Below are 23,434 nucleotides of genomic sequence, written 5' to 3'. Positions count from 1 at the left end.
CAGGCTTCAGGAAGCCTTTGCCTTGCGCACAGGGGCAGCGTCCGTTCTTTGCAGCCACTGGCTGAGATCCAGGGTCGAGCGCCGTCCGAGTTGCGCGCCGTTTTTCTGCAGAAACTCCGACGCCGCACTGCGGCCTTCCTCGCGCAGTTGTTCCAGAAAAGGCCAGGTGGAGTTGAGCTTCGACTGGTCGCTGTGGCCATTCATCACGGCGCCGGCAATGCGGTGGACCCGCAGATCGGCGATGGAACTTGTGGGGCGGTTGGCTTCACTAGTGGAGCCGGATCGTCCCGAACCGGCAGTACGTCCGGTCAGGCTCGGCAGGAAACCCGGCCGGACGGCCGGTGATTTTGTGCCGGCCTGGTGCTGCAGTTCAGCCAGAAGCCGCAATTCCTTGATCAGGGGCGCGTTGAAGGAAATCTCCTTTTCGCGCGCGGCGATCTGCCGGGCATTCTGTGGCAGCGCGGCCCGTTCGGTCGGGCTGGTCTGCACCAGCAGTAGATCCGCTTCCCCCGGCTCCAGAACGAGAGGCATCAGGCTGGGATTGCCGGTATAGCCGCCATCCCAGTAGTGCTCGCCGTCGATCTCGACCGCGTGGAAGAGGGAAGGCAGACAGGCGGACGCAAGCAGAACGTCTGTGCTGATGGCGCTGTTGGAAAAGATGCGCGCTTCACCAGAGCCGACATGGGTCGCCGTGACATGCAGCGCAATGTCGGCGTGGGCAATGGCGCCGATGTCGATGGTTTCTTCGATGATTTCCCGCAAGGGGTTGAAGCCTGCCGGGTTGAGATCATAGGGCGACAGGAAGTTCATTCCCGCACCGAACAGAAACGGCAGTTTTTCGAAATCTATACCCAATCCCCCGAGCACTGCCCTGGAGGTCGTCATGTTGAAGGGGGTAAACCGGCTGCGCCTGGAAACCGTTTTCCAGAAGCCTGCCAGCGAAGCGCGCGCCTCCTCACGTCCGCCTTTTACAAGACCGGTCAGCAACGCCGCCGCGTTCATTGCGCCGGCTGACGTGCCCGAGAGGGCGTTGATATGAAGTGTCTCTTCCTCCAGGAGACGGTCCAGGACGCCCCAGGTGAAGGCGCCATGGGCACCGCCACCTTGAAGCGCCAGGTTTATGGGTATCCTGGGCGCTCCTGAAGCGCTGTGTGAAACGGTCTGTTTCAAGGTCCGGGTTCCTTTCCACGAAGTTTTGTCCCACCCCGAAACGCTTCCTCATGACTTTTTTGCTTGGGTTCGATGCCCGGCCGATAGGGCGCGGTGTTCGGCGGACCCGGCTTCAGGCCTGCCGCGGCATCGTCAGAACAAGATATGGTGCAATGCAGCATTTTTCAATGCGAGCACTCGTTTCAGGGGCCGTTTCCGGCGAAAACCCGCCGCCCAAGGCGGACAAAATGGCCCCAAAACCGATGTCCCGCGGACGGCGTGACAAAAGGGAGACTTGCGCAAGGTGCTGATTTCATGCCTGCTTCCCGAACCAGGTGGGCAGGCGATGCCCTTGAACCTGAAATCTTGTGCACACAATCGGGAGGATGCAGCTCAATGAGCGTGAAACTGACTTTTCTCGGGGGTGTCGGCACGGTTACAGGTTCGAAATACCTGCTCGAAAAAGACGGCACGCGGGTGCTGGTCGATTGCGGCCTCTTCCAGGGGTACAAGCAATTGCGGCTCAAGAACTGGGCACCGCTGCCTGTCGATCCGAAAACCATCGACGCGGTCATCCTGACACACGCCCACCTGGATCACTCCGGTTATCTGCCGCTGCTGGTGCGCAACGGTTTCAAGGGACCGGTCGTGTGCACCAGGGCAACACGGGACCTTTGTGCGATCCTGCTGCCCGATAGTGGATTTCTGCAGGAAAAGGACGCGGAATTTGCCAACAGGCATGGCTTCTCCAAGCATAGTCCGGCTCTGCCGCTTTACACCAAAAAGGATGCTGAAGTGTCGCTCGACCGGTTCCGGCCGGTCGCTTTCAATGAAGTGCATGACATGCTGGACACCTTCAGCGTCTGCTTCCGCAGGGCCGGTCACATTCTTGGCGCGGCCATCGTCGAACTGACCTGGGGCGGAACGCGGATTGTCTTTTCCGGCGATCTTGGGCGCTATGGCGATGCGACGATGTTCGACCCGTCGCCGATCCGCGAGGCGGATTATCTGCTGGTCGAATCCACCTATGGCAACCGCCGGCACGAGAAGCTGGACGCCGACGATATTCTGGCCGAGGCCATCACCAAGACGGCACGGCGCGGTGGCACTGTCGTCATTCCGTCTTTCGCCGTCGGCCGGGCGCAGTCACTGCTTTTCCACATCGAGAGCCTTAAGAAGACAGGGCGAATTCCGGATCTGCCCATTTTTCTCGACAGTCCGATGGCTGTCAGCGCCTCCAACATCTACGGCAAACACCCGGATGATCACCGGCTGACGCCGGAGGAATGCGACTGGTCGAACGGAGCGGCACATTACGTTGCCGATGTCGAGGAATCCAAGGATCTTGACCGGAACCGCATGCCCAAGGTGATCGTCTCGGCCAGCGGCATGGCGACCGGCGGCCGGGTGCTGCACCACCTGAAACACTATGCGCCCGATCATCGCAACATGATCCTGTTTGCGGGTTTTCAGGCCGGCGGAACGCGCGGCGCGGCCATGACGTCAGGCGCGACAAGCGTCAGGATCCACGGGTCAGATGTGCCGATCCGGGCGGAGGTCGGCAATCTGCACATGCTCTCGGCGCATGCGGATGCGGACGAGATCATGCAATGGCTCGGCAATTTCGAGCGGCCGCCGAAAATGACTTTCATCACGCATGGCGAGCCGGATGCCGCCGATGCCCTGCGCTACAGGATCGAGAGCGAGCTGGACTGGCCGTGCTGGCTGCCCGATTACCGTGAAGACGTCCTGCTGGACTGAGGCAGGACCTGCGAAGCCTGGCGGTGCGATAAATCTTCGGGAATAAATTACTCCTGCTATTTGCCGTTGCGTAAGTTTTGCCTCGGTGTTTATGGTAGACGCTCAGGTGCGCAGGGAGTGATGGCTGTGTGGCGTTCTATTCTCATGTCCTCGTTTCTGGCGGTTGCTGCCGCCAGCCCGGTCAGGGCCGATGCTGTCGTCATCGGCGTGCCGGCCTGGCCGTCGGCGCAGGTTACGGCCAACATCATCCATGATGTTCTGAACGAGCGTCTCGGTGTTGAAACGGAACTGCGTGAGCGTGGGACGCTGACAATCCTTTCCGATATCGGCAGGGGCGAAATCCAGGTTCACCCGGAAGTCTGGTTTCCCAACCTGTCTGCGATGGCGACACGGCTGAGCGAGGAAAAGAACGTCCTGTCTCTCAGTCCAAAGAGTGTCGCCGCAACGCAAAATATCTGCGCGACACGGGCAACGGTCGAGCAGACCGGCATCAAGGGGGTCTCCGATCTGGTGAAGCCGGAAATGGCCGCGCAGTTCGACAGTGACGGCGACGGCAAAGGTGAGATCTGGATTGGCGCGCCAACCTGGTCATCGACCGAGATCGAACGGATCCGGGCGCATTCCTACGGTTACGATCAGACCATGACACTTTTGGAAATGCCGGAAGATGTCGCCATGGCAGCCGTCGATGCAGCGGTCTCCTTCGGCAAACCGGTGGTCTTCTACTGTTACGGGCCGCATCACGTCTTTGAACTTCATGACATCGTGAAGCTGGAAGAACCCGCATATGACCCTGCGCGCTGGACAATCGTCACCCGCGCCCAGGACAACGACTGGCTGGCAAAGTCTCATGCAGATACCGCCTGGGACGCCTCCAGTTTCAAGGTTGCCTTTGCAACCTCCCTCGAAACCGGAATGCCCGAGGTGGCCTCGTTCCTGTCGAAAATGGAGCTGACACCGGAGGATGTGACCGCGATGAGCTACGCCGTGGTCGTGGAAGGCAAGCCGGCCGAGGATGTTGCAAAAGACTGGATAGCCGCCAATGCGGACAGGATCGGGGAGTGGACCAAATGATCAAGCTGCCGAGCGCATTTCGCACCTTGCTGGGCTGGCTGCCGGCCCTTGCCGTGCTGGTCTTTGCCGGCATGGCATTGGCGCAATCGTTCCAGACGCAGATCTACGATCCGACGACACGCAAGTGGGTGGATTACACGCCGCGCGCGGCGGCGAAATTCTATAACCGGCACGGCCAGTCGCCTGAGGAATTCCGCAGGCAGGTGGTCCCGTTCCGCACGGCGGAAAAGCCCGGCACGATCATCATCGATGGCGACCGGCATTTCCTCTATCTGGTGCAGCCCAACTTCCAGGCGATTCGCTATGGCATTGGCGTCGGGCGCGACGGCTTCGGCTGGGCCGGCATCGTCAAGATCGGCCGCATGCAGGAATGGCCGACATGGACGCCGCCGCCCGAAATGATTGCCCGTGATCCGGAATCCGCCAAATGGGCGAACGGCATGCCGGGCGGGCCGGACAATCCGCTGGGTGCCCGCGCGATGTATCTTTATATCGGCAACAAGGATTCCATCTATCGCATCCATGGCACCAACCAGCCCTGGACGATCGGCCTCAACATTTCCTCCGGCTGTATTCGCCTGAACAACGAGGATGTCGCGGATCTCTACAGCCGCGTGGAAGTTGGCGCGAAGGTTATTGTGCTGATGCAGGGGGCTGCCCTTTACAAGGGCGTCTGAGACCTGTCGGTGAGGGGTGGGAGAAACTTGAAATGAGCATCAGGGTATCGAACAGGCTTTCTGCGGGACTGGCTGCCGGGCTTTGTCTTTCCGTCGTCGCGGGCTGCAACACCAGCTCCAACCAGACACCGACTGCCGGCGCGGTGCGTTCGTCAGGCGAAACCGCACCAACCGACCTGCAACTGCTTTGTGCCTCGAAGGCCGCGGAAGAGTTGAAGGTCGCCGGCGGCAATGTTTTGCCTGTCAGCTCCATGCCTTCGGGCGAAAACGCCTATCAGGTGAACCTGACGTTCGACGGCGGGCAGGCGGTTTGCATTATCGACGAAACCGGCACCGTCCAGTCGATCAGTCCTGCATAAAGGACTTCATCACCGGCTCAGCCCCCTGGCAGGTGTTTCAGGAGCGAGGCCTTGGCGCCCTGGATATGTTCCCGGGTAAGCCTTGAGGCGAGGTCCGCGTCGCCTTTTTCGCAGGCTTCCAGGATGGCGAAATGTTCGCGTCCCGCCCGTTCCATGCCGTTGGACATGACAAGCTGAGCCCGGATCTGTCGTTCCACCCGGTCAATCGCGTTGTCCGAAATCTCCTGAAAGAACTTCAGGTCGCTGGCGCTGTAGAGCGTTTCATGAAAAGCGCGGTTGAGGTCGCCATAGGTCATCGGATCGGTGGCCGAGGAGAAGGCCGCGCATTTCTCCCGCGCTTCCGCCAAAAGCTCACTCGACATCAGGGGCACGGCATTGCGGATGATTTCCGGTTCCACGAGGGCCCGGAGATCGAAGATTTCCGCTGTTTCCTTCGGTGAGAGACCCGCGACCACGGCGCCCTTGTAGCGCTGTGTCTTGACGAGCCCCTGTTCCTCCAGCCGCGAAATCGCCTCGCGCACGGGAATGCGGCTGGTGTTGAACAGGCGGGCGATCTCATCCTGCCGCAGAGGTTCGCCTTCTTCGAGCTGGCCCTCGATAATGGCTTTCCGCAGGGCGTCGAACACGATCGACGACGCCGAGGCGGTCGCGGAAATATCCATCGTTTTCAGTTTCATAGGACCTGGTCTCCTTGAGGCCACTTTTTACGGGATGGGCCCTGATTGGTGAAGCGAAAATGATTTCCAATATTATATATTGAATATTGGATCCAATTTGGATTATCAATCGCTGAGAGTATCGATATTGCTTGGTTCGGGTGCGGAAGGAACCGCCAGGAGCCTGAAAATGAAAGCGGCCGGATTGCATCGGCCACCGGCCGGGATCTTCGGTTCGCCTGAACCGACCCCACCGAAAATGTCTTGCGAACAAGCGCTGATAAAGCGCAACTAGATTTGACCGTCAGACCTCATGGCGCAGGAGTTCGCCGTCAGGTCTGGCCTATTCAGGAGTGAATGATGACGTCCAATGTCTTTTCCGGATGCATGCCCGCGCTGATGACCCCGTGCAGGGCCGACCGGTCGCCGGATTTCGATGCCCTCGTCAAGAAGGGCAAGGAACTGATAGAGGCCGGCATGTCGGCCGTTGTCTATTGCGGCTCCATGGGCGACTGGCCGCTCCTGACGGATGAACAGCGCATGGAAGGCGTTGAACGCCTGGTGAAGGCCGGCGTTCCGGTTGTCGTTGGAACCGGCGCCGTCAACACCAGATCCGCCGTTGCCCACGCCGTCCATGCGGCAAAGGTCGGGGCGCGTGGCCTGATGCTTATCCCGCGCGTTTTGTCCCGCGGCAGTTCTGTGTCCGCGCAGCGCCACCACTTCAGCGATATTCTGAAAGCGGTCCCGAGCCTGCCCGCAGTGATCTACAACAGCCCCTACTATGGCTTTGCCACCCGCGCGGATCTCTTCTTCGATCTGCGCGGCGAATTCCCGAACCTGGTCGGTTTCAAGGAATTCGGCGGGCTGGCAGATCTGCGCTATGCGGCTGAAAACATCACCTCAAAGGATGATCAGGTGACGCTGATGGTCGGTGTCGACACCGCTGTCTACCATGGCTTCGTCAATTGCGGTGCCACAGGTGCGATCACCGGCATTGGAAATGCCCTTCCAAAGGAAGTTCTGCATCTGGTGGCGCTTTGCGAAAAGGCTGCTGAAGGGCATGCGGAAGCGCGCTTGCGGGCGCAGGAACTGGAAGAAGCTCTGGCCGTTCTCTCCAGCTTCGACGAAGGCCCGGACCTTGTGCTCTACTACAAGCACCTGATGGTGCTGAACGGTGAAGACGAATACCGGCTGCACTTCAACGAAACCGATGCTCTCAGCGATGCGCAGCGCAACTATGCCGAAGCACAGTACAAGCTGTTCAAGACCTGGTACGCCGACTGGAGCACGAAAGGGGGCGTGATTGCCGAATGCGCGTAATCGACAGCCATACGGCGGGTGAACCGACCCGCGTCGTGCTAGACGGTGGCCCGGATCTTGGATCCGGGACGCTGGCGGAGCGGGCCGCCCGGCTGGAAGCGGAGCATCTCGATTTCTGTGCCTCCGTCGTTCTGGAGCCGCGTGGGCACGATGCCATCATCGGGGCCTTGCTGGTGCCGCCGTCCGACCCGGCATGCGCTGCCGGCGTGATCTACTTCAACAACCTGCAGAACCTCGGCATGTGCGGTCACGCCACCATCGGCCTTGGCGTGACGCTGGCCCATCTCGGGCGGATCGGTCCCGGCCGACACAAGTTCGAAACGCCGGTCGGCGTGGTCGAGATTGACCTGATCGACGCCAACACGGTATCCGTGGTCAACATTGAGAGTTACCGGCTCGCGAAGGATGTCACGGTTGAGGTTGAAGGGGTGGGGCCGGTCACGGGCGACGTCGCCTGGGGAGGTAACTGGTTTTTCCTGGTCAAGAACAGCCCGATTGCCTTGACGGGCGCGAACATCCGTCCGCTGACGGATCTGACCCTGAAAATCCGAACTGCGCTGGAAAAGGCCGGTGTGACCGGCAAGGACGGTGCCTGGATCGATCATATCGAGCTGTTCGGACCGGCAGAAGATCCGGCCGCGCAAAGCCGCAACTTCGTTCTGTGTCCGGGCGGCGCCTATGATCGCTCCCCCTGCGGCACCGGCTGTTCGGCCAAACTGGCCTGCCTTGCCGCCGACGGGTCGCTGGCACCGGGACAGGACTATGTGCAGGAAAGCGTCATCGGCAGCACCTACAAGATCAGCTATCAGCCCGGTCCGGGCGGCGGCGTTATTCCCACCATTACCGGACAGGCCTACGTTACGTCCGATGCCAGGGTGATTTTCGATCCAGCGGACCCTTATCGCTCGGGGATACGCCTGTAAGGCCCTTTAAAGGAGGAACTTCATGAAAATCACGGGCATCAACGTCTTTCAGGTCGATCTTCCGCTGAAAGAAGGGCGTTACAACTGGTCCAACGGCAATTTCGTGGAGGTGTTCGACAGCACCGTTGTCGAGATCGAGACCGACGAAGGCCTCAAGGGCTATGCGGAATGCTGCCCGCTCGGCTCCGCCTATCTGCCGAGCTACGCGCTTGGCGTGCGGTCCGGCCTTCAGGAGCTGGCGCCTCACCTGATCGGCAAGGACCCGCTAAATATCGGTGAGATCAACCGGGTGATGGATGCGGCCCTGCGCGGTCACCCCTACGCCAAGGCACCCATTGATATCGCTTGCTGGGACCTGCTCGGCAAGGCAACGGGCCAGCCGCTTTATACGTTGCTTGGCGGCGCGGCGCAGGAAGACGTTGTGCTTTACCGGGCGATCAGCCAGGAAGCCCCGGAGATCATGGCAAAGAAGATCGAAGGCTATGCCGCGGAAGGCTATACCAAGTTCCAGCTGAAAGTCGGCGGCGATGCCAATGACGATATCGACCGCATCCACGCCACACGCGAAGTTTTGAAAAAGTCGGACCTTCTGGTGGCCGATGCCAATACCGGCTGGACCCGGCATGAAGCCGCGCGTGTCGTCGGGGCCGTGTCTTCGCTCGATGTCTACATCGAGCAGCCCTGCCTCACATATGAGGAGAGCGTCTCCATCCGCCGCCGGACGGCGCTGCCCTTCATTCTGGACGAGGTGATCGACGGGCCCAACACGCTGGTGCGTGGCATCGCAGAAGACGCGATGGACTGCATCAATCTGAAGATCTCCAAGGTCGGCGGCCTGACCAAGGCCAAGCTGATGCGCGATCTCTGCCTTGCCCACGGCATTCCGATGACCATCGAGGATACCTGGGGCGGCGACATCGTCACGGCGGCAATTGCCCATCTGGCCCGCTCGACCCCGTCGGATTTCACCTTCTCGGCAACCGACTTCAACAGCTATGGCACGGTTGACATTGCGGAAGGCGCGCCGAAACGCGTCAATGGCCGAATGACCGCCTCCGACCTGCCGGGTCTCGGCATCACGCCGATCTTCGATACTCTTGGCGAGCCCGTCGCCCACTATTCCTGAGCCGGCTCAGTCAAAGGCGGAACCATGCGCAGCAGCAAGACCATCCATGTGATTTCCTGCCACGCGGAAGGCGAGGTCGGCGATGTGATCGTCGGCGGTGTCGCGCCGCCGCCGGGGGAAACGCTCTGGGAGCAACGCAGCTTCATTGCCAAGGACCAGACCTTGCGCAATTTCGTTCTGAACGAACCGCGCGGTGGTGTCTTTCGCCATGTGAACCTGCTTGTGCCCCCCAGACATCCGGAGGCGGATGCCGCTTTCATCATCATGGAACCGGAAGACACGCCGCCCATGTCCGGCTCCAACTCCATCTGCGTCTCCACCGTGCTGCTTGACGGCGGCATCGTGCCGATGATCGAGCCGATCACGGAAATGGTTCTGGAAGCGCCCGGCGGGCTTGTGCGGGTGAAGGCCGAATGCCGGAACGGCAAGGCGGAGCGCATCTTCGTCCAGAATGTCACCAGCTTTGCCGACAAGCTGGCGGTGCCGCTGGACGTGGAAGGCATCGGCACGCTGACGGTCGATACAGCCTATGGCGGCGACAGTTTCGTGGTTGTCGATGCGGAGGCGCTCGGGTTCGGGATTGTTGAAGACGAGGCCAGGGACATAGCCCGCCTGGGGGTGCGCATCACCAACGCGGCCAACGAACAACTCGGCTTTTCCCACCCGGAAAACGCCGACTGGAACCACATCTCCTTCTGTGCCTTTTGCGGCCCTCTGTCCAAGACCCCAACCGGCCTCACCGGCCGGTCCGCGGTTGCCATCCAGCCGGGCAAGGTCGACCGCTCACCGACGGGCACGGCCGTTTCCGCCCGCATGGCACTGATGGCGGCCAGGGGCCAAATGACAATCGGCGACACCTTCGAAGCCGTTTCCATCATCGGATCCACCTTCACTGGCCGGATCGTGGCTCAGCAGATGGCGGGAGACCGGCCCGGAATTGTTCCGGAAATTTCCGGCCGCGGCTGGATCACCGGCATTCACCAGCACATGCTCGACCCAAGCGACCCCTGGCCGGGCGGCTACAAGCTTAGCGATACCTGGGGTGCGTGAGGGATGAAGGTTGGTGGTGGCAAAGACAGGCGGCCCGGTTTTCGAACCGCCTGCGTAACTTTTCTCCGTGCATCTAGCCTTTCAGAGCCGACGCGACATCGGTCGATTGCAGCCTTTGGTAGGCGGACTTGAGGGCGCTGGTAAACGGCTCTGACCGCGGCAGGTCATCGCCGAAAATTTCCGAAAGCGACAGCATCTTGTCGACGTATTCGAGGCCGTCAGCTTCCTGGGCGATGGCTTCGATCCTGCCGGACATGGGGTCGTTCAGCGGCAGTGCAGAGCCAGTTTTCGAAACACCGCGGCAATAGAGCATCCACCCGGCAACCGCGAGCGCGGAAAGTGTCCAGGGACTGCCGTCCTTCAGATGCTGCCGGATCGGCGCCAGCAGTCTTTGCGGCAGTTTCTGGCTGCCGTCGGAGGCGATCTGGGTGGTCTTGTGGTGAAGGGCGGTGTTTTCGAACCGCGCGATCAGGGCCTCGGCATAAGCCTTGATGTCGACACCGTCCGGGACAGTCAGCGTCGGGGCCTGTTCGCTCAGCATGAGGTCCAGGGCAGCTTGGCGGAAAACGGGATCTGCCATGCAATCGGCAATCGTTTCCTTGCTCGCCAGCGCGCCAAGATAGGCGAGAAACGAGTGGGTGCCGTTCAGCATCCGGAGTTTCATCTCTTCGAACGGGGCGACATCGTCAACGAATTCGGCGCCGGCCAGATGCCAGTCCGGTCGCGGGCCCGCAAACCGGTCCTCGATCACCCATTGGCGGAACGTCTCGCACAGGATGCCGTTCCGGTCCTTGTGGCCAAGAGCGTTCTCCAGGGTCTCGAAGGAATTGTCCGTCATGGCCGGGGTGATGCGATCCACCATGGAACAGGGAAAGGTGCAATTGTCCTCGATCCAGGCCGCCAAGGCAGGGCTCAGCCGCACCGCGAAATCCAGAACCGCACGGCGGCACAGCTCGCCGTTGGCGGGAAGGTTGTCGCACGACAGGATCGTCAAGCCGGCGAGACCGCCGGCTGACTGTCGCCGCCTGAGACCTTCCACCAGCACGCCGATGGCGGTGGAAGGGGCTTCGGGCGTTGAGAGATCCTGCCGGATGCCGGCGTTGTCTTCGTCCAGCTTGCCATCCTTCAGGCAATAGCCCTTCTCGGTGATCGTCAGCGTGATCACGGCAAGGTCCGGATCGGCGATCCGGTCCGGCAGGGCATTGATGCCGTCGCGCTTGGGGTGGACGGTTGTGCATATGGCGCCGACCTGGCGCAGGGAGAGGTCATCGCCCGACATTTCGCCGACGGTGTAAATCCCGTCAGCCTCGTCAAGGCGCGTCAGGTCGTCGGCACCGGAATTGAGGCGGGTAACCGCTACGCCCCAGTCGCTTTTGGTCCGGCGCAGCATCTCGTCGTGAAACACCAGAACATGTGCCTTGGCAAAGGCGCCGAAGCCGATATGCAGCAGGCAGATGCGCAGCTTTGTCCGGTCGTAATCAACCGTTTCCATTGGGTGCTTGGTGCTGGTCATGACGGGCTCACAGTGAAATCGATGGTGTCGCCCGCTTTCCGCGCGGTTCCGTTGACGGTCACTGCGCCGGCACCGGCCAGCCAAAGCGTGACGGTATCGAAGGCAGGTTGCCAGTTGCCGGACCTCTGCCAATCCAGCCGGACCGCGTCTGCCGTCCGGGACAGGCAAAGCCGGGTCAGGCAGCTTTCCCCGTCCAGCGCCTCCACCGTGTCGCCGTCATCGTCGTAGAACTGCGAGTTCCGGTCCGGTGCCCCTTCGGGCTGCGGATAGATGCGCCAGATCCGGGATGTATCGGAAGACGGTGTTGCCCTGAGGTTTGCGGCCGCCAGCGGCAGAACCGTGCCGCCCCGCACGAACAGCGGAACTGTGTCGAGGGCAACCGGCACCTCGATCACCTGACCACCTTCGTACCAGGTGCTGCCGTCAAACGCCCACCAGCCTTCTTCGTTGGCGGGCAGCGTGACCCGCCGGGACGTGGCGCCTTCCTCGACCACCGTTGCAACCAGAAGATCCCGGCCCAGCAGGAAGTCGAATTCGGCCTCGCGGCAGGCGGGATCGTTTGCGTGATCCAGGAACAGAGGCCGCAGCATCGGCTCGCCCTCGGTCACGGCAAGATGCAGGAGGCTGTAAAGATAAGGGATCAACTGCGCCCGGAATTTCAGCGCATCCCGCACGAGCGGCGTGATTTCCGGATACATCCACGCTTCGTTGGCCGTGCCGTCGTCGTTCCAGGAATGGATGGTGAAACGCGGATGGAAGATGCCGTTCTGCACCCAGCGCAGGAACAGTTCCGGCTCCGGCCGGGGCCCCGCAAAGCCGCCGACATCGTGGCCGATGTTGTAGAAGCCGGAGAGGCTGAGGCCGAGGCCCATGGGAATGTTCCAGCGCAGCGTCTCCCAGCTTGTGTAATTGTCGCCCGTCCAGGTCTGGGCGTAGCGCTGCGTGCCGGGGCAGGCGCAGCGGGAAATCAGATAGGGCCGTTTTTTGGGCTGATCGGCGACCTGGGCTTCATAGGACGCGCGCGTCATCAACTGGCTGTGCAGAGGCCGGATCAGGTTGACCGGGATCGGCTTGCCGAAACCGGCGCAGATGGCCTCGTCGTCCCACACTTCATATTCGTTGTTGTCGTTCCAGGTGCTGGCAATGCCTTTGGAAAAGAGCTTGTCCTTCAGGTTTTGTTGCCACCAGCGCACGGTGTCCGCGTTTGTGAAATCGAGGTGGGAGCCGTAACCGTCCCAGAATGGCGATTGCTCGGGCGCCCCGGTTTCACTGTCGCGAATGAACAGACCGGCCTCCGCGACTTCCCCGAACAGCGGGTGGTCGTCCAGAAGCACCGGCTTGATGTTGGCGATAAGGTTGATGCCGGCCTCGGCATAGGCCCGGGTCATGGTCTCCACATCGGGAAAGCGGTCGGTGTTCCAATGGAAGACGTACCGCTTGCCCTTGATGGCGGTATAGCCGGAAGACATCTGGAAACTGTCGCAGGGCATGTCCTCTTCCGACAGCTTGCCGAGGAACTCCATCAGTCGTTCCTGCGCGTTTTCCGAATCCGTATAGGCCATGGTCGAGCCGGAATAGCCGAGCCCCCAGCGCGGCATGAAGGCCGTGCCGCCTGTCAGGCGGTGGTGCTGCTTGACGATTTCCAGAACGCTTGGTGCCCAACTGAAATAATAGTCGAGGTCGCCATCGGCCGCGCGGAAGGCGCGGAAGGGCAGGTGGTAGTTGTCCTTCTCGTTGCCGAGATCGAACCAGCAGGGCGCCAGCGTGTCGTAGTAAAGACCGACCGCACCGAGCGGCCCCTTGTCGGTGATCGTGAAGGGGATGTGCTTGTAAAGCGGGTCGGTCGAGCGCGCGTCATAGCCCATTGCATCGAGATTACGCATCTCGAACCGCTTGCCGTTGCGCTCCAGACTGCCGGATTTTTCGCCTAGGCCGTAGTAGCGTTCGTCTGGGCTGCGCCGCATGAAATGGTGGTTGCGCTGGTCACGCCGCCCGATCATGTAGGCGTCCTGCGGCCGGTCCCGGGCGATCTCCTGCCAGGGAGCTCCGGCAGCGGGCCGGCTTTCCCAGGTGAGGGCCAGCGGCGTGTTGATCGTCAGGCGCAGCGTGTCCGTTTCCACAACCAGCCTGCCGTCCTGTTCCTCCAGACGGAAGTCCGGGCAGGAGAAGCCGGTGAGGTCGTCGCGTGAGCGGCCCTCGAACGGAACGTCGCCCTGTGGTGCGATGGCCCATGTCCGGTCGAGCCGGTAGGCGCCGTCCTTCAACAGGGTGACGCGAATGAGGGTCTGCTCGAGAACCGTCACCGTCAGGCGGTGCCGGTTTTCGACGTCGAGTGCGATCCCGGCGCTGGAGTGCTCCAGGTAACGCCAGTTCTTGAGGGCTTTCATGACAGATCCTAGTAGCCGAGGAGAAGGCGCGGCAGGAACAGGCTGAGGGCAGGCACGTAAGTGACCAGAAGCAGAAGCGCGACCAGCACCGCGTAGAAGCCCAGCATGGGTTTCAGAACCTGGCCGATCTTCACGCCGCCCACCGAGCAGCCGACAAACAGCGCCGATCCGACAGGTGGTGTGCAGATGCCGATACACAGGTTGAAGGTCATGACGACGCCGAAATGGACCGGGTCCATGCCGAGATCCTTCACCACAGGCAGGAAGATCGGGGTGAAGATCAGCAGCGCCGGGGTCATGTCCATGAAGGTGCCGACCACGAGCAGAGCCAGATTGATGATCAGCAGCAGCACGAGCGGGTTTTCGGAGAGGCCCAGCAGCGTGTCGGAGATCGAATAGGGAATGTCCGCAAAGGCCATGGCCTTGGACATGGCAATGGAACAGCCGATCATCAGCAGCACGATCGATGTCGTGACCGCGCTTTCCAGAATGATGCCGGGCAGTTCCCGCGGCGAAATTTCCCTGTACCAGATCACGCCCAGGAAGAGCGTATAGACCACGGCGACCGCAGAGGCCTCGGTTGCGGTGAAGATGCCGCCGATGATGCCGCCCATGACGATCACGATCAGGCCGAGTGGCAGCATGGCGTCCAGGGTCTTGGCGATCACCTCCTGGCCGGTCGGCCGTTCTGCCACCGGATAGCCCCGGCGTTTGGCAATGATGCCGGCCACGACCATCAGGCTTAGCCCCATCAGGATACCGGGAATATATCCGGCAACGAAGAGCGCGGCGATGGAGGTGCCGTTGGTGATCAGCGAATAGACGATGAAGGTTGCGCTCGGCGGGATCAGCAGGCCAGTCGGGCAGGACGCGATGTTGACCGCCGCGCTGAAGGCCGGATCGTAGCCTTCCTTCTTCTGCAACGGCGACATGACACCGCCGACGGCCGCGGCGGAGGCCACGGCCGAGCCGGAGATGGAGCCGAACATCATGTTGGCAATGACGTTGCAATGCGCCAGTGCGCCGGGCAGGCGGCCGGCCAGCACCTTGGCGAACTCGATCAGCCTGAGGGCAATGCCGCCCCGGTTCATGATGTTGCCTGCCAGGATGAAGAACGGGATCGCCAGCAGGGTGAAGCTGTCGAGCCCCGAGGCAACCTGCTGTGCGACGATATAGACCGACTGGTCGAACGACATGAACAGCAGGAAGGTGGCAAAGGCTGCAAGTCCGATGGCGAAGGCAATCGGCACGCCCAGGATCATCAGAAAGGCGAACGTCCCGAACAGGACGAGGACAGATTGGATATCCATGAGATTTCTCGTTCCCGGTCAGGTGTCAGTCCAGAGGGCCGCCGATGCTGGCGGTGTCGCCCTGATCATTGGGGCCGCGGCCAGTGCGAAACAGGTCGCCCAGAAAGGTCAGGCAGTAATAGAGAATGCAGATCCCGGAGAAGGGGATCGCGACATAAACAAGGCCCATCGGCAGGCGCAGCGCCGGCGAGACCTGCTGGGTTTCCAGCGTGCGGCTGACCAGATCGAACCCGCCGTAGACCATCACCACACCGGCAAAGACCGCGATGGCGGCAATGATGCTGCAATTGACCAGAAGGCGCAGAGCTCCGGTGGTAACGACAGGCAGCAGGTCGATGGCGAGGTGCCGGCGCTGGCCGAAAGTGTAGGCCCCGCCCAGCAGAGCAACCCAGATGAACAGGAAACGGGCCATTTCGTCGGTCACCGTGCTTGGGCTTTGCAGCACGTAGCGCGAAACGACCTGCCAGACGACGCAGGCGACCAGAACGGTGAAGGCGATGATGATGACAAGGCGCAGGATCATGTCCACGCCTCTGGTGATGACTGTCACGATATTCCTCCCGCGCAGGCCTCGTTCGTGCCGCGGCAACAGGCGCGGCGTGGGCTCCGACGCTTTAAGACATGCGTCAGGAAATTAAATTGGTCAACCAATTTTCCAAAAAAGGTTGACTGATTTTGAAAATTGGACGAACAATTCGTCATCCGCGGCGGTCTGGCCTTGCAAGTCCCGCGGCCAACCGATCCGTTCCGCTCAGGAACGCAAGTCCTGCGGCCATAGCTGCAATTGGGAGGAAATCATGTCGAAATTCGTCAAGCTGGCGGCCGTACTGGCCGCGGGCGTCGTCGCTCTGAGCTCTGCCGCCAGCGCCAAGACGCTTCGCCTCAACCACAACAACCCGGAAGACCATCCGCTGCACAAGTCGATGCAGTTCATGGCTGACCGCGTTGAAGAGCTGACAAACGGCGATCTTAAAATTCGCATCTACGCCAACGCACAGCTCGGCACCCAGCGTGAATCCATGGAGCTGATGCAGAACGGCACCCTGGACATGGCACGCTCCAACGCCTCCGAACTGGAAGCCTTCGAGGAATCCTACGGCGCGTTGAACCTGCCATACATCTTCGTCAGCGCGGACCATTATTACGACGTCCTGACAAGCGACATCGGCGCGGACATTCTGGCCTCGTCCGAAGACAAGGGCTTTATCGGCCTTGCCTATTACATTGAAGGCGCACGCTCCTTCTATGCCAACAAGCCGATCCATTCCCCGGCCGACCTGAAGGGCATGAAGATCCGCGTTCAACCGAGCCCATCCGCCATTCGCATGGTCGAGCTGCTCGGTGCCAACCCGACTCCGATTGCCTGGGGTGAGCTTTACAGTGCCCTGCAGCAAGGCGTTGTCGATGGCGCGGAAAACAACCCGATCGCCCTCACCTCGGCCCGCCACGGTGAAGTCTCCAAGTTCTATTCCGACGACGGCCACACCATGATCCCGTCTGTCGTGATGATCTCCACCAGCTCCTGGAACGATCTGACCGACGAGCAGAAGGAAGCCATGCGCACGGCTGCGCGCGAGTCCATGGATTTCCACCGCAAGCAGTGGGACGCCATGAGCGCGGAAGCCATCGAGACCGCCAAGAACGAGCTCGGTGTGGAGTTCATCGAAGTGGAAAAAGGCCCGTTTATCGAGGCCGTTCTGCCGATGCATGAAGAAGCTGCGGCCAAGTCTCCGGTCGTTGCTGACCTGATCGAGCGCATCAAGGCTACCGCGAAGTAACACCCCACAACACCTGAAAGTCCCCCCGGAGACCGACCGATGCTCGAACGTTCCCATCTTGCCGACAACGCCTTGCAGGCGCTGCATGACGAAGACTATGACGTGCCTTTCAACACGCAGTCTTTGAATCATGACGGCTTGATCTTCATGGGCGGGCGGGCATCGGAAAGCCTCGATGGCGAGTGGACTTTCTGCGTTGATCTTCTCGACACCGGCCTTCGGCAGAAATGGTTCGCCATGCTGCCGGAGGCCCCCGAGGACCGCACGGAGCCCTGGGACTATGATCCCTACATGGGGGAAACGGTGCCGGTGCCTTCCAACTGGGCGATGGTGAAGGAGAAATGGTATTTCTTCGAAGGCAGCGCCTGGTACACGCGGCCTCTCGACATTGAGGCCGTGGATACCTCCAAACGTCAGTTCCTCCGGTTCGGTGCGGCGAGCTACGACTGCAAGATCTTCCTGAACGGCGAATTTCTGGGCAACCACTACGGTGCGTCGACGCCCTTCTGCGTCGAGCTGACGGGCAAGCTGAAAACCGGCCGCAACTGGATCATGGCTTGTGTCAACAACACCCGGACACGCGACCGCGTGCCGATGCGCAACACCGACTGGTTCAATTATGGTGGGCTCTACCGGGAGGTTTCCTTTTTTGAAACGCCCAGGACCCTGATCAAGGATGTCTTTGTCTATCTGGTGCCGGACGGCACCTATTCCATCTTGAGGGCCGAGGTTACGGTGGACGGTCCTGAGGCAGAGGCCGCGACCCTGTCAATTCCCGGGCTCGGCGTCGAACAGGTCATTGCGCTGGATGAAGACGGCAAGGGCGCGATCGATATTGCCGCCCGGCCGCAGCTGTGGAGCCCGGAAACACCTGTCCTCTACGATGTCCGTCTGACTTGCGGCGAAGACCGGGTGAATGACCGGATTGGCTTTCGCCAGATCGAACGCAAGGGAACGGATATTCTTCTCAACGGGGCGCCCTTGTTCCTGCGCGGGATTTCCGTGCACGAGGACGATGCGACCCTTGGCAAGGTGACGAGCGAAGAAGATCTGCGCCGCCGGTTTGAGCATGCGCGAGATCTCGGCTGCAACTATCTGCGTCTGGCGCATTATCCCCACCATGAGCGGGCCGCGCAGATTGCGGACGAACTTGGCTTTTTGCTTTGGGAGGAAATTCCGGTCTACTGGGCCATCGACTTCGCCAATCCGGCAACATACCGGGATGCTGAAAACCAGCTGTCCGAACTGATCAAGCGCGACCGCAACCGGGCCAGTGTTGTCATCTGGTCTGTCGGAAACGAAAATCCGGACACCGATGACCGTCTCACCTTCATGAAAGGTCTGGCGGCAACCTGCAAACGCCTGGACCCGACACGGCTGACGTCAGCCGCCTGCCTTGTGAACCATGCCCGCAACCGGATCGAAGACAGGCTGGCCGCCCATATCGATATCATCGGCCTCAACGAATATTACGGCTGGTACGAAGAGAATTTCGACGACCTAGCGGCAATCGGCGAGAACTCCGACCCGGACCGTCCGGTGGTGATCTCGGAAACCGGCGCCGATGGGGTTATCGGCGAAAAGGGCCCCAGATCCGGTCTGTTCAGCGAAGATTATATGGCCGAAGTCTACAGAAAGCAGATCGCGACACTGCGCGAACTTGGCTATATCAAGGGTATGTCGCCGTGGATCCTGTACGATTTCCGTGTTGAGCGGCGCCAAAACATTTTCCAGAACGGCTATAATCACAAGGGGCTGATTGCCGCCGACAAGAAAACCAAGAAAAAAGCATTCCATATCCTGGCCGACTATTATCGCGAGATTGCAACGGCCGGGGAGGGTGCAAGGAAGGCCTCATGACCAGCGATCCTGCAAAGCGACGGTACCAGGAAATCGCCGAACTTCTCGCAAGGCGCATCGAGGAGGAGGGCTACAGGCCCGGCGACAAGTTTCCGACCGAGCGGCAGATTTCCGTGGAACTCGGCATAAGCCGGTCCCTGGTGCGGGAAGCTTTTATCGTTCTGGAAATCGAAGGCTATCTGGACGTACGCAAGGGCTCCGGCAGCTATGTGGCGGCCGGCGAAAAGATTTCGCTGCATATTCCCAAGGCCGATTACGGGCCCTTTGAATTGCTGCAGGCCCGCCAGCTTCTGGAAAGCAGCATCGCCGGCTTTGCCGCCACCACGATTACCAAAAGCGACATCATTCACCTGCGTGAGACGCTCGATCTGGAGCGCAGGGCAATCGAGAACGGCGAGGAAGACTATACCGCCGACAGGCAGTTTCACCGGCAGATCGCCGAGGCCACCCAGAACAGCGTTCTGGTCGACCAGGTGGAAGACCTCTGGAACAAGCGCGAAAACAGTTCCATGTGGGCGCGGCTGCACGACCGTATCTTCGATCTCAGCTACCGGGCCAAATGGCTGGACGACCACGCCGAGATTCTGGAAGCGCTGCGCCATCGCAATTCGGACAAGGCCCGTCAGGCCATGTGGCAGCATCTGGAAAACGTTCGCCTGACCCTGCTTGAGCTTTCCGATGTCGGTGACCCGGATTTCGATGGTTACCTTTACACACCGGCCCGGGCCGCGCCCTGAGGGCCGTCCTGGCACCTGTAATGGGCTACCCTTTTCCTAACGCAAAACGCTTCAGCGATAACAACAAGAAAGACCAAAGGCGATGATCGAGAGCTGGCGCTGGTTTGGACCGCAGGACCCCATCTCCCTGAGGGATATCCGCCAGACAGGAGCACGCGGAATCGTCACCGCCCTGCATGACATGCCGAACGGGTGTCTGTGGCCGGAAGACGAAATAGCTTCCCGCCGCAGCATGATCGAGGGGGCCGGTCTGACGTGGACCGTGACCGAGAGCATCCCGGTCCATGAAGGTATCAAGACCGGCGCGCCGGGATGGGAAAAACTGGCGTCAAACTGGGCGGACACGGTTCGGGCTCTGGCGCGCCAGGGCATCAAGACCATCTGCTACAATTTCATGCCCGTTCTGGACTGGACCAGAACGGACCTCGATTACGAACTTGAAGACGGGGCGACTGCCTTGCGGTTCGAATTTGCAGCCTATGCCGCATTCGACCTGTACATCCTTCAGCGCGAGGGCGCTGAGGCCGACTACAGCGAGGCAGATCTTGCCCTTGCCGAAGAGCGGTTCACGCAAATGTCCGGCGCGGAACGGGATCGGCTGACCGCCAACATCATCGCGGGGCTGCCCGGTTCGGAAGAAAGCTACACGCTTGATACGTTCCGCGAGCGCCTGGCCTCTTATCGCGGTATCGGCCGGGAAGAGCTTTTCCGGAACCTTCAGAACTTTCTTGAAATCGTCGTGCCGGCCGCCGAGGAAGAAGGCGCCGTGCTGGCCATCCATCCGGACGATCCGCCACGCTCGCTCTTCGGGCTGCCGCGGATTGTCGGCTCGCTTGAAGATCTACAACGCATCGCGGGCATGAGCCCGTCGATTGCGAACGGCTTTACCGTGTGCACCGGCTCGCTTGGTGTCAGCGCCGGCAATGATCTTCCTAAAATCATCGATGGATTGGGCCAGCGGATCCACTTCGCCCATCTGAGGGCAACGAAGCGCGAGCAGGACCCGCGCAGCTTTCACGAGGACGCGCATCTTGAGGGCGATATCGACATGGTTGCGATCATCCGTGCCCTGCGGCGCGTTGAACGTCAGACAGGCCGGGTGATCCCGATGCGGCCCGACCATGGGCATCGCATTTTGAACGACCTCAATGGCGTGTCGACGCCCGGGTATCCGGCAATCGGACGACTGCGCGGATTGGCGGAGCTGCGCGGAGTGACACGTGCCGTGGACGTTCTGGACACCTTCAGTACGGCAGTGGAATAGGTTTTTCGGGCAAGGCGGAGAGCTTGACCGGGGGCCGGTTCAGGTTACATCCCTGTGCTGGGGTCACGCCCCGACACAGTTCACGGCAGAGGCGATGGAGCCGGTGATGCCTGCAAGCCCGGAGACCTTTATGGAAATGAATGGCGATACCCTTGCCGAGGATGGACGTGATGTCATCCTTATCGAAGGACTGAAAGCCGCGGCGCAGATCGGCATTCTGGACAGCGAGAAAAACCGCACGCAAACCGTCTGCTTCGATATCGAGATGCGGACGGTGGCCGGCTACCGTCGGATCGTGCGCGAAACCGGCGCCTTCGTTTCTTATGCCGACGCGGTCGAATTCATCCAGCAGAAAGCGGCGTCCGGCGGCCACATCGATCTGGTCGAGGACTGGGCCGAAGCTGTTGCCGAGTTCGTTCTGAAGAATGAGCTGGTTGAAGACGTCAGCGTGAAGGTCACCAAGCCGGACATCTTCGAGGATGCTTCGGGTGTTGGCATTCGCATCCGGCGCCGCCGGCCGGCCAGGTGACCTTGCCCTCCTGCCGCTTTTGCCTATCTGCCCAGAAACCTGCCTGATCCCGTCCGGCGTTCTGCCGGGCAAGAGGTTCGACACCGGGAGCCCCGCCTCACATGATTTCCGCCGACCGCCTGCTGCCGCTCTGGCTCAAGTATCGCGACGCCCTCGAAGCGCCGATTAGGACCTTCGAATTTGAAAAGTTCGGCCGCAGGTTCGAGGACCGCACCTATCAGATGGGCGTGTTGAACCTGTCGCCGGACAGCACCTATCGCGAAACGGTCTGCCACACCTTCGAGGCGGCGCTCTATCGCGGCCGGCGCATGACGCTGGAGGGGGCGGCGATGGTCGATATCGGAGCTGAATCGACCGGCGAGACAGCGGACATCGTCGCGGCCGAACGGCAGATCGACCGTATGCGGCCCGTTGTAAAGGCGCTTGCCGAGGAAGGCATTCTCGTTTCCGTCGAAACCTATCATCCGGAAGTGGGCGTTGCCTTGCTGGAAGCCGGAGCCGGGGTCGTCAACCTTACGGGACGGGTGGACGATCCTGCCTTCTATGAGGCGATCGCCAAACACCAGGCCGGTATCGTGCTGTGTTACACACCGGGCAAGAACGCCCGGTCCGACGATTATTTGCCGCCGGCTGAAGATATCTTCGACCACCAGCTCACATTCTTTCGTGAGCGGATCCACCTGGCGACGGAAGCCGGCATCGAGCGGCTGTGGGTCGACCCCGGATTCGGCTTTGCACTGCATCTGCCGGACGGGCCGGACCGGATCCGCTACCAGACCGACAGCATTCTTCAGTCCTTCCGCTTGCGCGAACTCGGCTGGCCTGTGACGGTGCAGTTGACAGGCGCTGTCTATCTGTTCCGCGACGAGGTGCGGGTGGCGCAGACAAGTGCGGCCACTCTCGCGGTCATGTCGAAAGCCAACCTGGTGCGCAGCCATGAAGTACCGCGCGTGCAGCCGGTCCTGAACCTGCAGGACTTTGCCTGAAGACCTGCCCGGTCTTTTCAGCCAGACTTTCACAAGGGCGGATAGAGACAACCCGAGCCAGCCGGAGGAATGCAAATGGCAAACGACAGGATCGCACTGGTCACGGGAGTCGGAAAGCGGCTGGGCAAGGCAATCGCCAGAGGTCTCGCGGACCAGGGCTATGCCATGGGTCTCCACTACAACTCCTCCACCGAAGGCGCGCAGGAGCTCCACGACGAGATCATCGCCGAAGGTGGCAAAGCTGTGCTGTTGCAGAAAGACCTGAGCCGGCCAGAAACAGCTGGCGAACTGATTGGCGAAACTGCCGCAGCGCTGGGAGGACCGGTCAGCGTGCTGATCAATTCCGCGTCCGCGTTTTCGACAGACAGCCTTTCGGACCTCACCATCGATACCTGGCAGTTCCTGATAAACGTCAATGCAGCGGCGCCGGTGTTTCTGATGCAGGCATTTGCCAACCAGAATCCTCTGCCGGACGGTGGGGCGATCGTGAACATGCTCGATACTCAGATGCTGTCGGCGTCGCCTGAACGGTTCAGCTACTTCTGTGGCAAGTTCGCACTCGACGGCGCGACCCGGCTGGCAGCTTTCGATCTGGGACCAAAGGGGATTCGGGTAAATGCGATTGCACCGGGCCTGGTCCTGCCGAGCGATCAAACCCAGGAAAACTTTGACTCCAGGCAGAAGCTGACCCCTATGGGGCAGGGGCTGGGCCCCGATGATGTGGTCGAAGCGGTTGTCTATCTGGTGGGGGCAAAACAGGTGACCGGACATACCCTGGTTGTGGACGCCGGACAGCGGCTGATGGGCTTCGGAAATTCCCCGATCGGGTAAAGGCCAGCATTTCCGGGGCTTTTCATGGTTAGCGAAAGGTTAATATCCACCGGCCGGAAAGGGGCGCAAATTTTCTTTCAAAAAAATTCAAAACGGTTGTTGACGGGTTTGGGTGAGGTGCGTATAACCCGGTTCATCGACGGC

At 60.8% G+C, this 23,434-nt stretch carries 21 protein-coding genes; 15 read left to right on the top strand and 6 right to left on the bottom strand.

Going from position 1 to position 23,434, the window contains the following annotated elements; translation table 11 throughout:
• Positions 1-6 precede the first annotated feature (6 nt).
• Entirely contained in the window at positions 7-1,170 is a 1,164-nt protein-coding gene (locus tag V1T76_RS28175; protein ID WP_330563992.1) for a patatin-like phospholipase family protein, read from the bottom strand.
• Positions 1,171-1,545: 375 nt separating this feature from the next.
• Here V1T76_RS28175 and V1T76_RS28170 point away from each other — a divergent pair, with 375 nt between their 5' ends.
• The 4 genes from V1T76_RS28170 to V1T76_RS28155 all read left to right on the top strand — a co-directional run bounded on the left by V1T76_RS28170 (position 1,546) and on the right by V1T76_RS28155 (position 5,020).
• Positions 1,546-2,910 carry an MBL fold metallo-hydrolase gene (locus tag V1T76_RS28170; protein WP_330563991.1) on the top strand — a complete coding sequence of 455 codons (1,365 nt, stop codon included), beginning with the start codon at positions 1,546-1,548 and terminating at the stop codon, positions 2,908-2,910.
• Positions 2,911-3,030: 120 nt separating this feature from the next.
• Entirely contained in the window at positions 3,031-3,984 is a 954-nt protein-coding gene (locus tag V1T76_RS28165; protein ID WP_330563990.1) for an ABC transporter substrate-binding protein, read from the top strand.
• Positions 3,981-4,661: a L,D-transpeptidase gene (locus tag V1T76_RS28160; protein WP_330563989.1), complete on the top strand. Its 681-nt coding sequence runs from the start codon at positions 3,981-3,983 to the stop codon at positions 4,659-4,661. Before V1T76_RS28165 ends, V1T76_RS28160 begins: the two co-directional genes overlap by 4 nt.
• A gap of 32 nt (positions 4,662-4,693) precedes the next feature.
• A complete protein-coding gene (locus V1T76_RS28155) occupies positions 4,694-5,020 on the top strand; it encodes a hypothetical protein (RefSeq protein ID WP_330563988.1) in 327 nt (108 codons plus the stop codon).
• 17 nt (positions 5,021-5,037) lie between these two features.
• Here the strand turns inward: V1T76_RS28155 and V1T76_RS28150 are convergent, their stop codons facing one another.
• Entirely contained in the window at positions 5,038-5,697 is a 660-nt protein-coding gene (locus tag V1T76_RS28150; RefSeq protein ID WP_330563987.1) for a GntR family transcriptional regulator, read from the bottom strand.
• A gap of 339 nt (positions 5,698-6,036) precedes the next feature.
• Here V1T76_RS28150 and V1T76_RS28145 point away from each other — a divergent pair, with 339 nt between their 5' ends.
• From V1T76_RS28145 to V1T76_RS28130, 4 genes are read left to right on the top strand one after another with little or no spacing between them, the layout of a single operon-like run.
• The gene (locus tag V1T76_RS28145; protein WP_330564024.1) at positions 6,037-6,996 is read left to right on the top strand and encodes a dihydrodipicolinate synthase family protein; all 960 of its coding nucleotides are present in this window, start codon (positions 6,037-6,039) and stop codon (positions 6,994-6,996) included.
• Positions 6,987-7,919, top strand: coding sequence for a 4-hydroxyproline epimerase (locus tag V1T76_RS28140; protein ID WP_330563986.1), 933 nt, complete (start codon positions 6,987-6,989; stop codon positions 7,917-7,919). The genes V1T76_RS28145 and V1T76_RS28140 overlap by 10 nt, the downstream gene beginning before the upstream one ends.
• 22 nt (positions 7,920-7,941) lie before the next feature.
• On the top strand, positions 7,942-9,045 hold the full coding sequence (locus V1T76_RS28135; protein WP_330563985.1) for a cis-3-hydroxy-L-proline dehydratase: 1,104 nt from the start codon (positions 7,942-7,944) through the stop codon (positions 9,043-9,045).
• 24 nt (positions 9,046-9,069) lie between these two features.
• The gene (locus V1T76_RS28130) at positions 9,070-10,095 is read left to right on the top strand and encodes a trans-3-hydroxy-L-proline dehydratase (RefSeq protein WP_330563984.1); all 1,026 of its coding nucleotides are present in this window, start codon (positions 9,070-9,072) and stop codon (positions 10,093-10,095) included.
• A gap of 73 nt (positions 10,096-10,168) precedes the next feature.
• Here the strand turns inward: V1T76_RS28130 and V1T76_RS28125 are convergent, their stop codons facing one another.
• From V1T76_RS28125 to V1T76_RS28110, 4 genes are read right to left on the bottom strand one after another with little or no spacing between them, the layout of a single operon-like run.
• Positions 10,169-11,608: a mannitol dehydrogenase family protein gene (locus tag V1T76_RS28125; protein WP_330563983.1), complete on the bottom strand. Its 1,440-nt coding sequence runs from the start codon at positions 11,606-11,608 to the stop codon at positions 10,169-10,171.
• Positions 11,605-13,995, bottom strand: a complete 2,391-nt coding sequence (locus V1T76_RS28120) for a glycoside hydrolase family 31 protein (RefSeq protein ID WP_330563982.1) — start codon at positions 13,993-13,995, stop codon at positions 11,605-11,607. Before V1T76_RS28120 ends, V1T76_RS28125 begins: the two co-directional genes overlap by 4 nt.
• Before the next feature lie 8 nt (positions 13,996-14,003).
• Entirely contained in the window at positions 14,004-15,305 is a 1,302-nt protein-coding gene (locus V1T76_RS28115; protein WP_330563981.1) for a TRAP transporter large permease, read from the bottom strand.
• 25 nt (positions 15,306-15,330) lie between these two features.
• A complete protein-coding gene (locus V1T76_RS28110; protein ID WP_330563980.1) occupies positions 15,331-15,855 on the bottom strand; it encodes a TRAP transporter small permease in 525 nt (174 codons plus the stop codon).
• Between the two features lie 247 nt (positions 15,856-16,102).
• On the opposite strand from V1T76_RS28110, the gene V1T76_RS28105 reads away from it, so the two are divergent.
• The 7 genes from V1T76_RS28105 to V1T76_RS28075 all read left to right on the top strand — a co-directional run bounded on the left by V1T76_RS28105 (position 16,103) and on the right by V1T76_RS28075 (position 23,290).
• The gene (locus V1T76_RS28105; protein ID WP_330563979.1) at positions 16,103-17,083 is read left to right on the top strand and encodes a TRAP transporter substrate-binding protein; all 981 of its coding nucleotides are present in this window, start codon (positions 16,103-16,105) and stop codon (positions 17,081-17,083) included.
• 39 nt (positions 17,084-17,122) lie between these two features.
• Positions 17,123-18,943: a glycoside hydrolase family 2 protein gene (locus V1T76_RS28100; RefSeq protein ID WP_330563978.1), complete on the top strand. Its 1,821-nt coding sequence runs from the start codon at positions 17,123-17,125 to the stop codon at positions 18,941-18,943.
• Positions 18,940-19,680, top strand: coding sequence for an FCD domain-containing protein (locus tag V1T76_RS28095; RefSeq protein ID WP_006940425.1), 741 nt, complete (start codon positions 18,940-18,942; stop codon positions 19,678-19,680). The genes V1T76_RS28100 and V1T76_RS28095 overlap by 4 nt, the downstream gene beginning before the upstream one ends.
• 82 nt (positions 19,681-19,762) lie before the next feature.
• Positions 19,763-20,944 carry a mannonate dehydratase gene (gene uxuA, locus V1T76_RS28090; RefSeq protein ID WP_330563977.1) on the top strand — a complete coding sequence of 394 codons (1,182 nt, stop codon included), beginning with the start codon at positions 19,763-19,765 and terminating at the stop codon, positions 20,942-20,944.
• 106 nt (positions 20,945-21,050) lie between these two features.
• Complete coding sequence (locus tag V1T76_RS28085) at positions 21,051-21,473, top strand: dihydroneopterin aldolase (protein WP_330563976.1); 423 nt, start codon at positions 21,051-21,053, stop codon at positions 21,471-21,473.
• Positions 21,474-21,574: 101 nt separating this feature from the next.
• The gene (locus tag V1T76_RS28080; protein WP_330563975.1) at positions 21,575-22,459 is read left to right on the top strand and encodes a dihydropteroate synthase; all 885 of its coding nucleotides are present in this window, start codon (positions 21,575-21,577) and stop codon (positions 22,457-22,459) included.
• A 75-nt stretch (positions 22,460-22,534) separates the two neighbouring features.
• On the top strand, positions 22,535-23,290 hold the full coding sequence (locus tag V1T76_RS28075) for an SDR family oxidoreductase (RefSeq protein ID WP_330563974.1): 756 nt from the start codon (positions 22,535-22,537) through the stop codon (positions 23,288-23,290).
• Positions 23,291-23,434: the final 144 nt, after the last annotated feature.

Origin of the sequence: Roseibium sp. FZY0029 (assembly GCF_036350355.1) — a bacterium.
Taxonomy (GTDB): domain Bacteria; phylum Pseudomonadota; class Alphaproteobacteria; order Rhizobiales; family Stappiaceae; genus Roseibium.
Note: the sequence above shows the minus strand (reverse complement) of the source record. Positions and strands in the feature narration are given on the sequence as shown.

Coding starts and splice junctions, on each gene's coding strand:
- V1T76_RS28170 (WP_330563991.1), top strand. CDS start 1,546: ATGAGCGTGAAACTGACTTTTCTCGGGGGTGTCGGCACGGTTACAGGT.
- V1T76_RS28165 (WP_330563990.1), top strand. CDS start 3,031: ATGGCTGTGTGGCGTTCTATTCTCATGTCCTCGTTTCTGGCGGTTGCT.
- V1T76_RS28160 (WP_330563989.1), top strand. CDS start 3,981: ATGATCAAGCTGCCGAGCGCATTTCGCACCTTGCTGGGCTGGCTGCCG.
- V1T76_RS28155 (WP_330563988.1), top strand. CDS start 4,694: ATGAGCATCAGGGTATCGAACAGGCTTTCTGCGGGACTGGCTGCCGGG.
- V1T76_RS28150 (WP_330563987.1), bottom strand. CDS start 5,697: ATGAAACTGAAAACGATGGATATTTCCGCGACCGCCTCGGCGTCGTCG.
- V1T76_RS28145 (WP_330564024.1), top strand. CDS start 6,037: ATGACGTCCAATGTCTTTTCCGGATGCATGCCCGCGCTGATGACCCCG.
- V1T76_RS28140 (WP_330563986.1), top strand. CDS start 6,987: ATGCGCGTAATCGACAGCCATACGGCGGGTGAACCGACCCGCGTCGTG.
- V1T76_RS28135 (WP_330563985.1), top strand. CDS start 7,942: ATGAAAATCACGGGCATCAACGTCTTTCAGGTCGATCTTCCGCTGAAA.
- V1T76_RS28130 (WP_330563984.1), top strand. CDS start 9,070: ATGCGCAGCAGCAAGACCATCCATGTGATTTCCTGCCACGCGGAAGGC.
- V1T76_RS28125 (WP_330563983.1), bottom strand. CDS start 11,608: ATGACCAGCACCAAGCACCCAATGGAAACGGTTGATTACGACCGGACA.
- V1T76_RS28120 (WP_330563982.1), bottom strand. CDS start 13,995: ATGAAAGCCCTCAAGAACTGGCGTTACCTGGAGCACTCCAGCGCCGGG.
- V1T76_RS28115 (WP_330563981.1), bottom strand. CDS start 15,305: ATGGATATCCAATCTGTCCTCGTCCTGTTCGGGACGTTCGCCTTTCTG.
- V1T76_RS28105 (WP_330563979.1), top strand. CDS start 16,103: ATGTCGAAATTCGTCAAGCTGGCGGCCGTACTGGCCGCGGGCGTCGTC.
- V1T76_RS28100 (WP_330563978.1), top strand. CDS start 17,123: ATGCTCGAACGTTCCCATCTTGCCGACAACGCCTTGCAGGCGCTGCAT.
- V1T76_RS28095 (WP_006940425.1), top strand. CDS start 18,940: ATGACCAGCGATCCTGCAAAGCGACGGTACCAGGAAATCGCCGAACTT.
- uxuA (WP_330563977.1), top strand. CDS start 19,763: ATGATCGAGAGCTGGCGCTGGTTTGGACCGCAGGACCCCATCTCCCTG.
- V1T76_RS28085 (WP_330563976.1), top strand. CDS start 21,051: ATGCCTGCAAGCCCGGAGACCTTTATGGAAATGAATGGCGATACCCTT.
- V1T76_RS28080 (WP_330563975.1), top strand. CDS start 21,575: ATGATTTCCGCCGACCGCCTGCTGCCGCTCTGGCTCAAGTATCGCGAC.
- V1T76_RS28075 (WP_330563974.1), top strand. CDS start 22,535: ATGGCAAACGACAGGATCGCACTGGTCACGGGAGTCGGAAAGCGGCTG.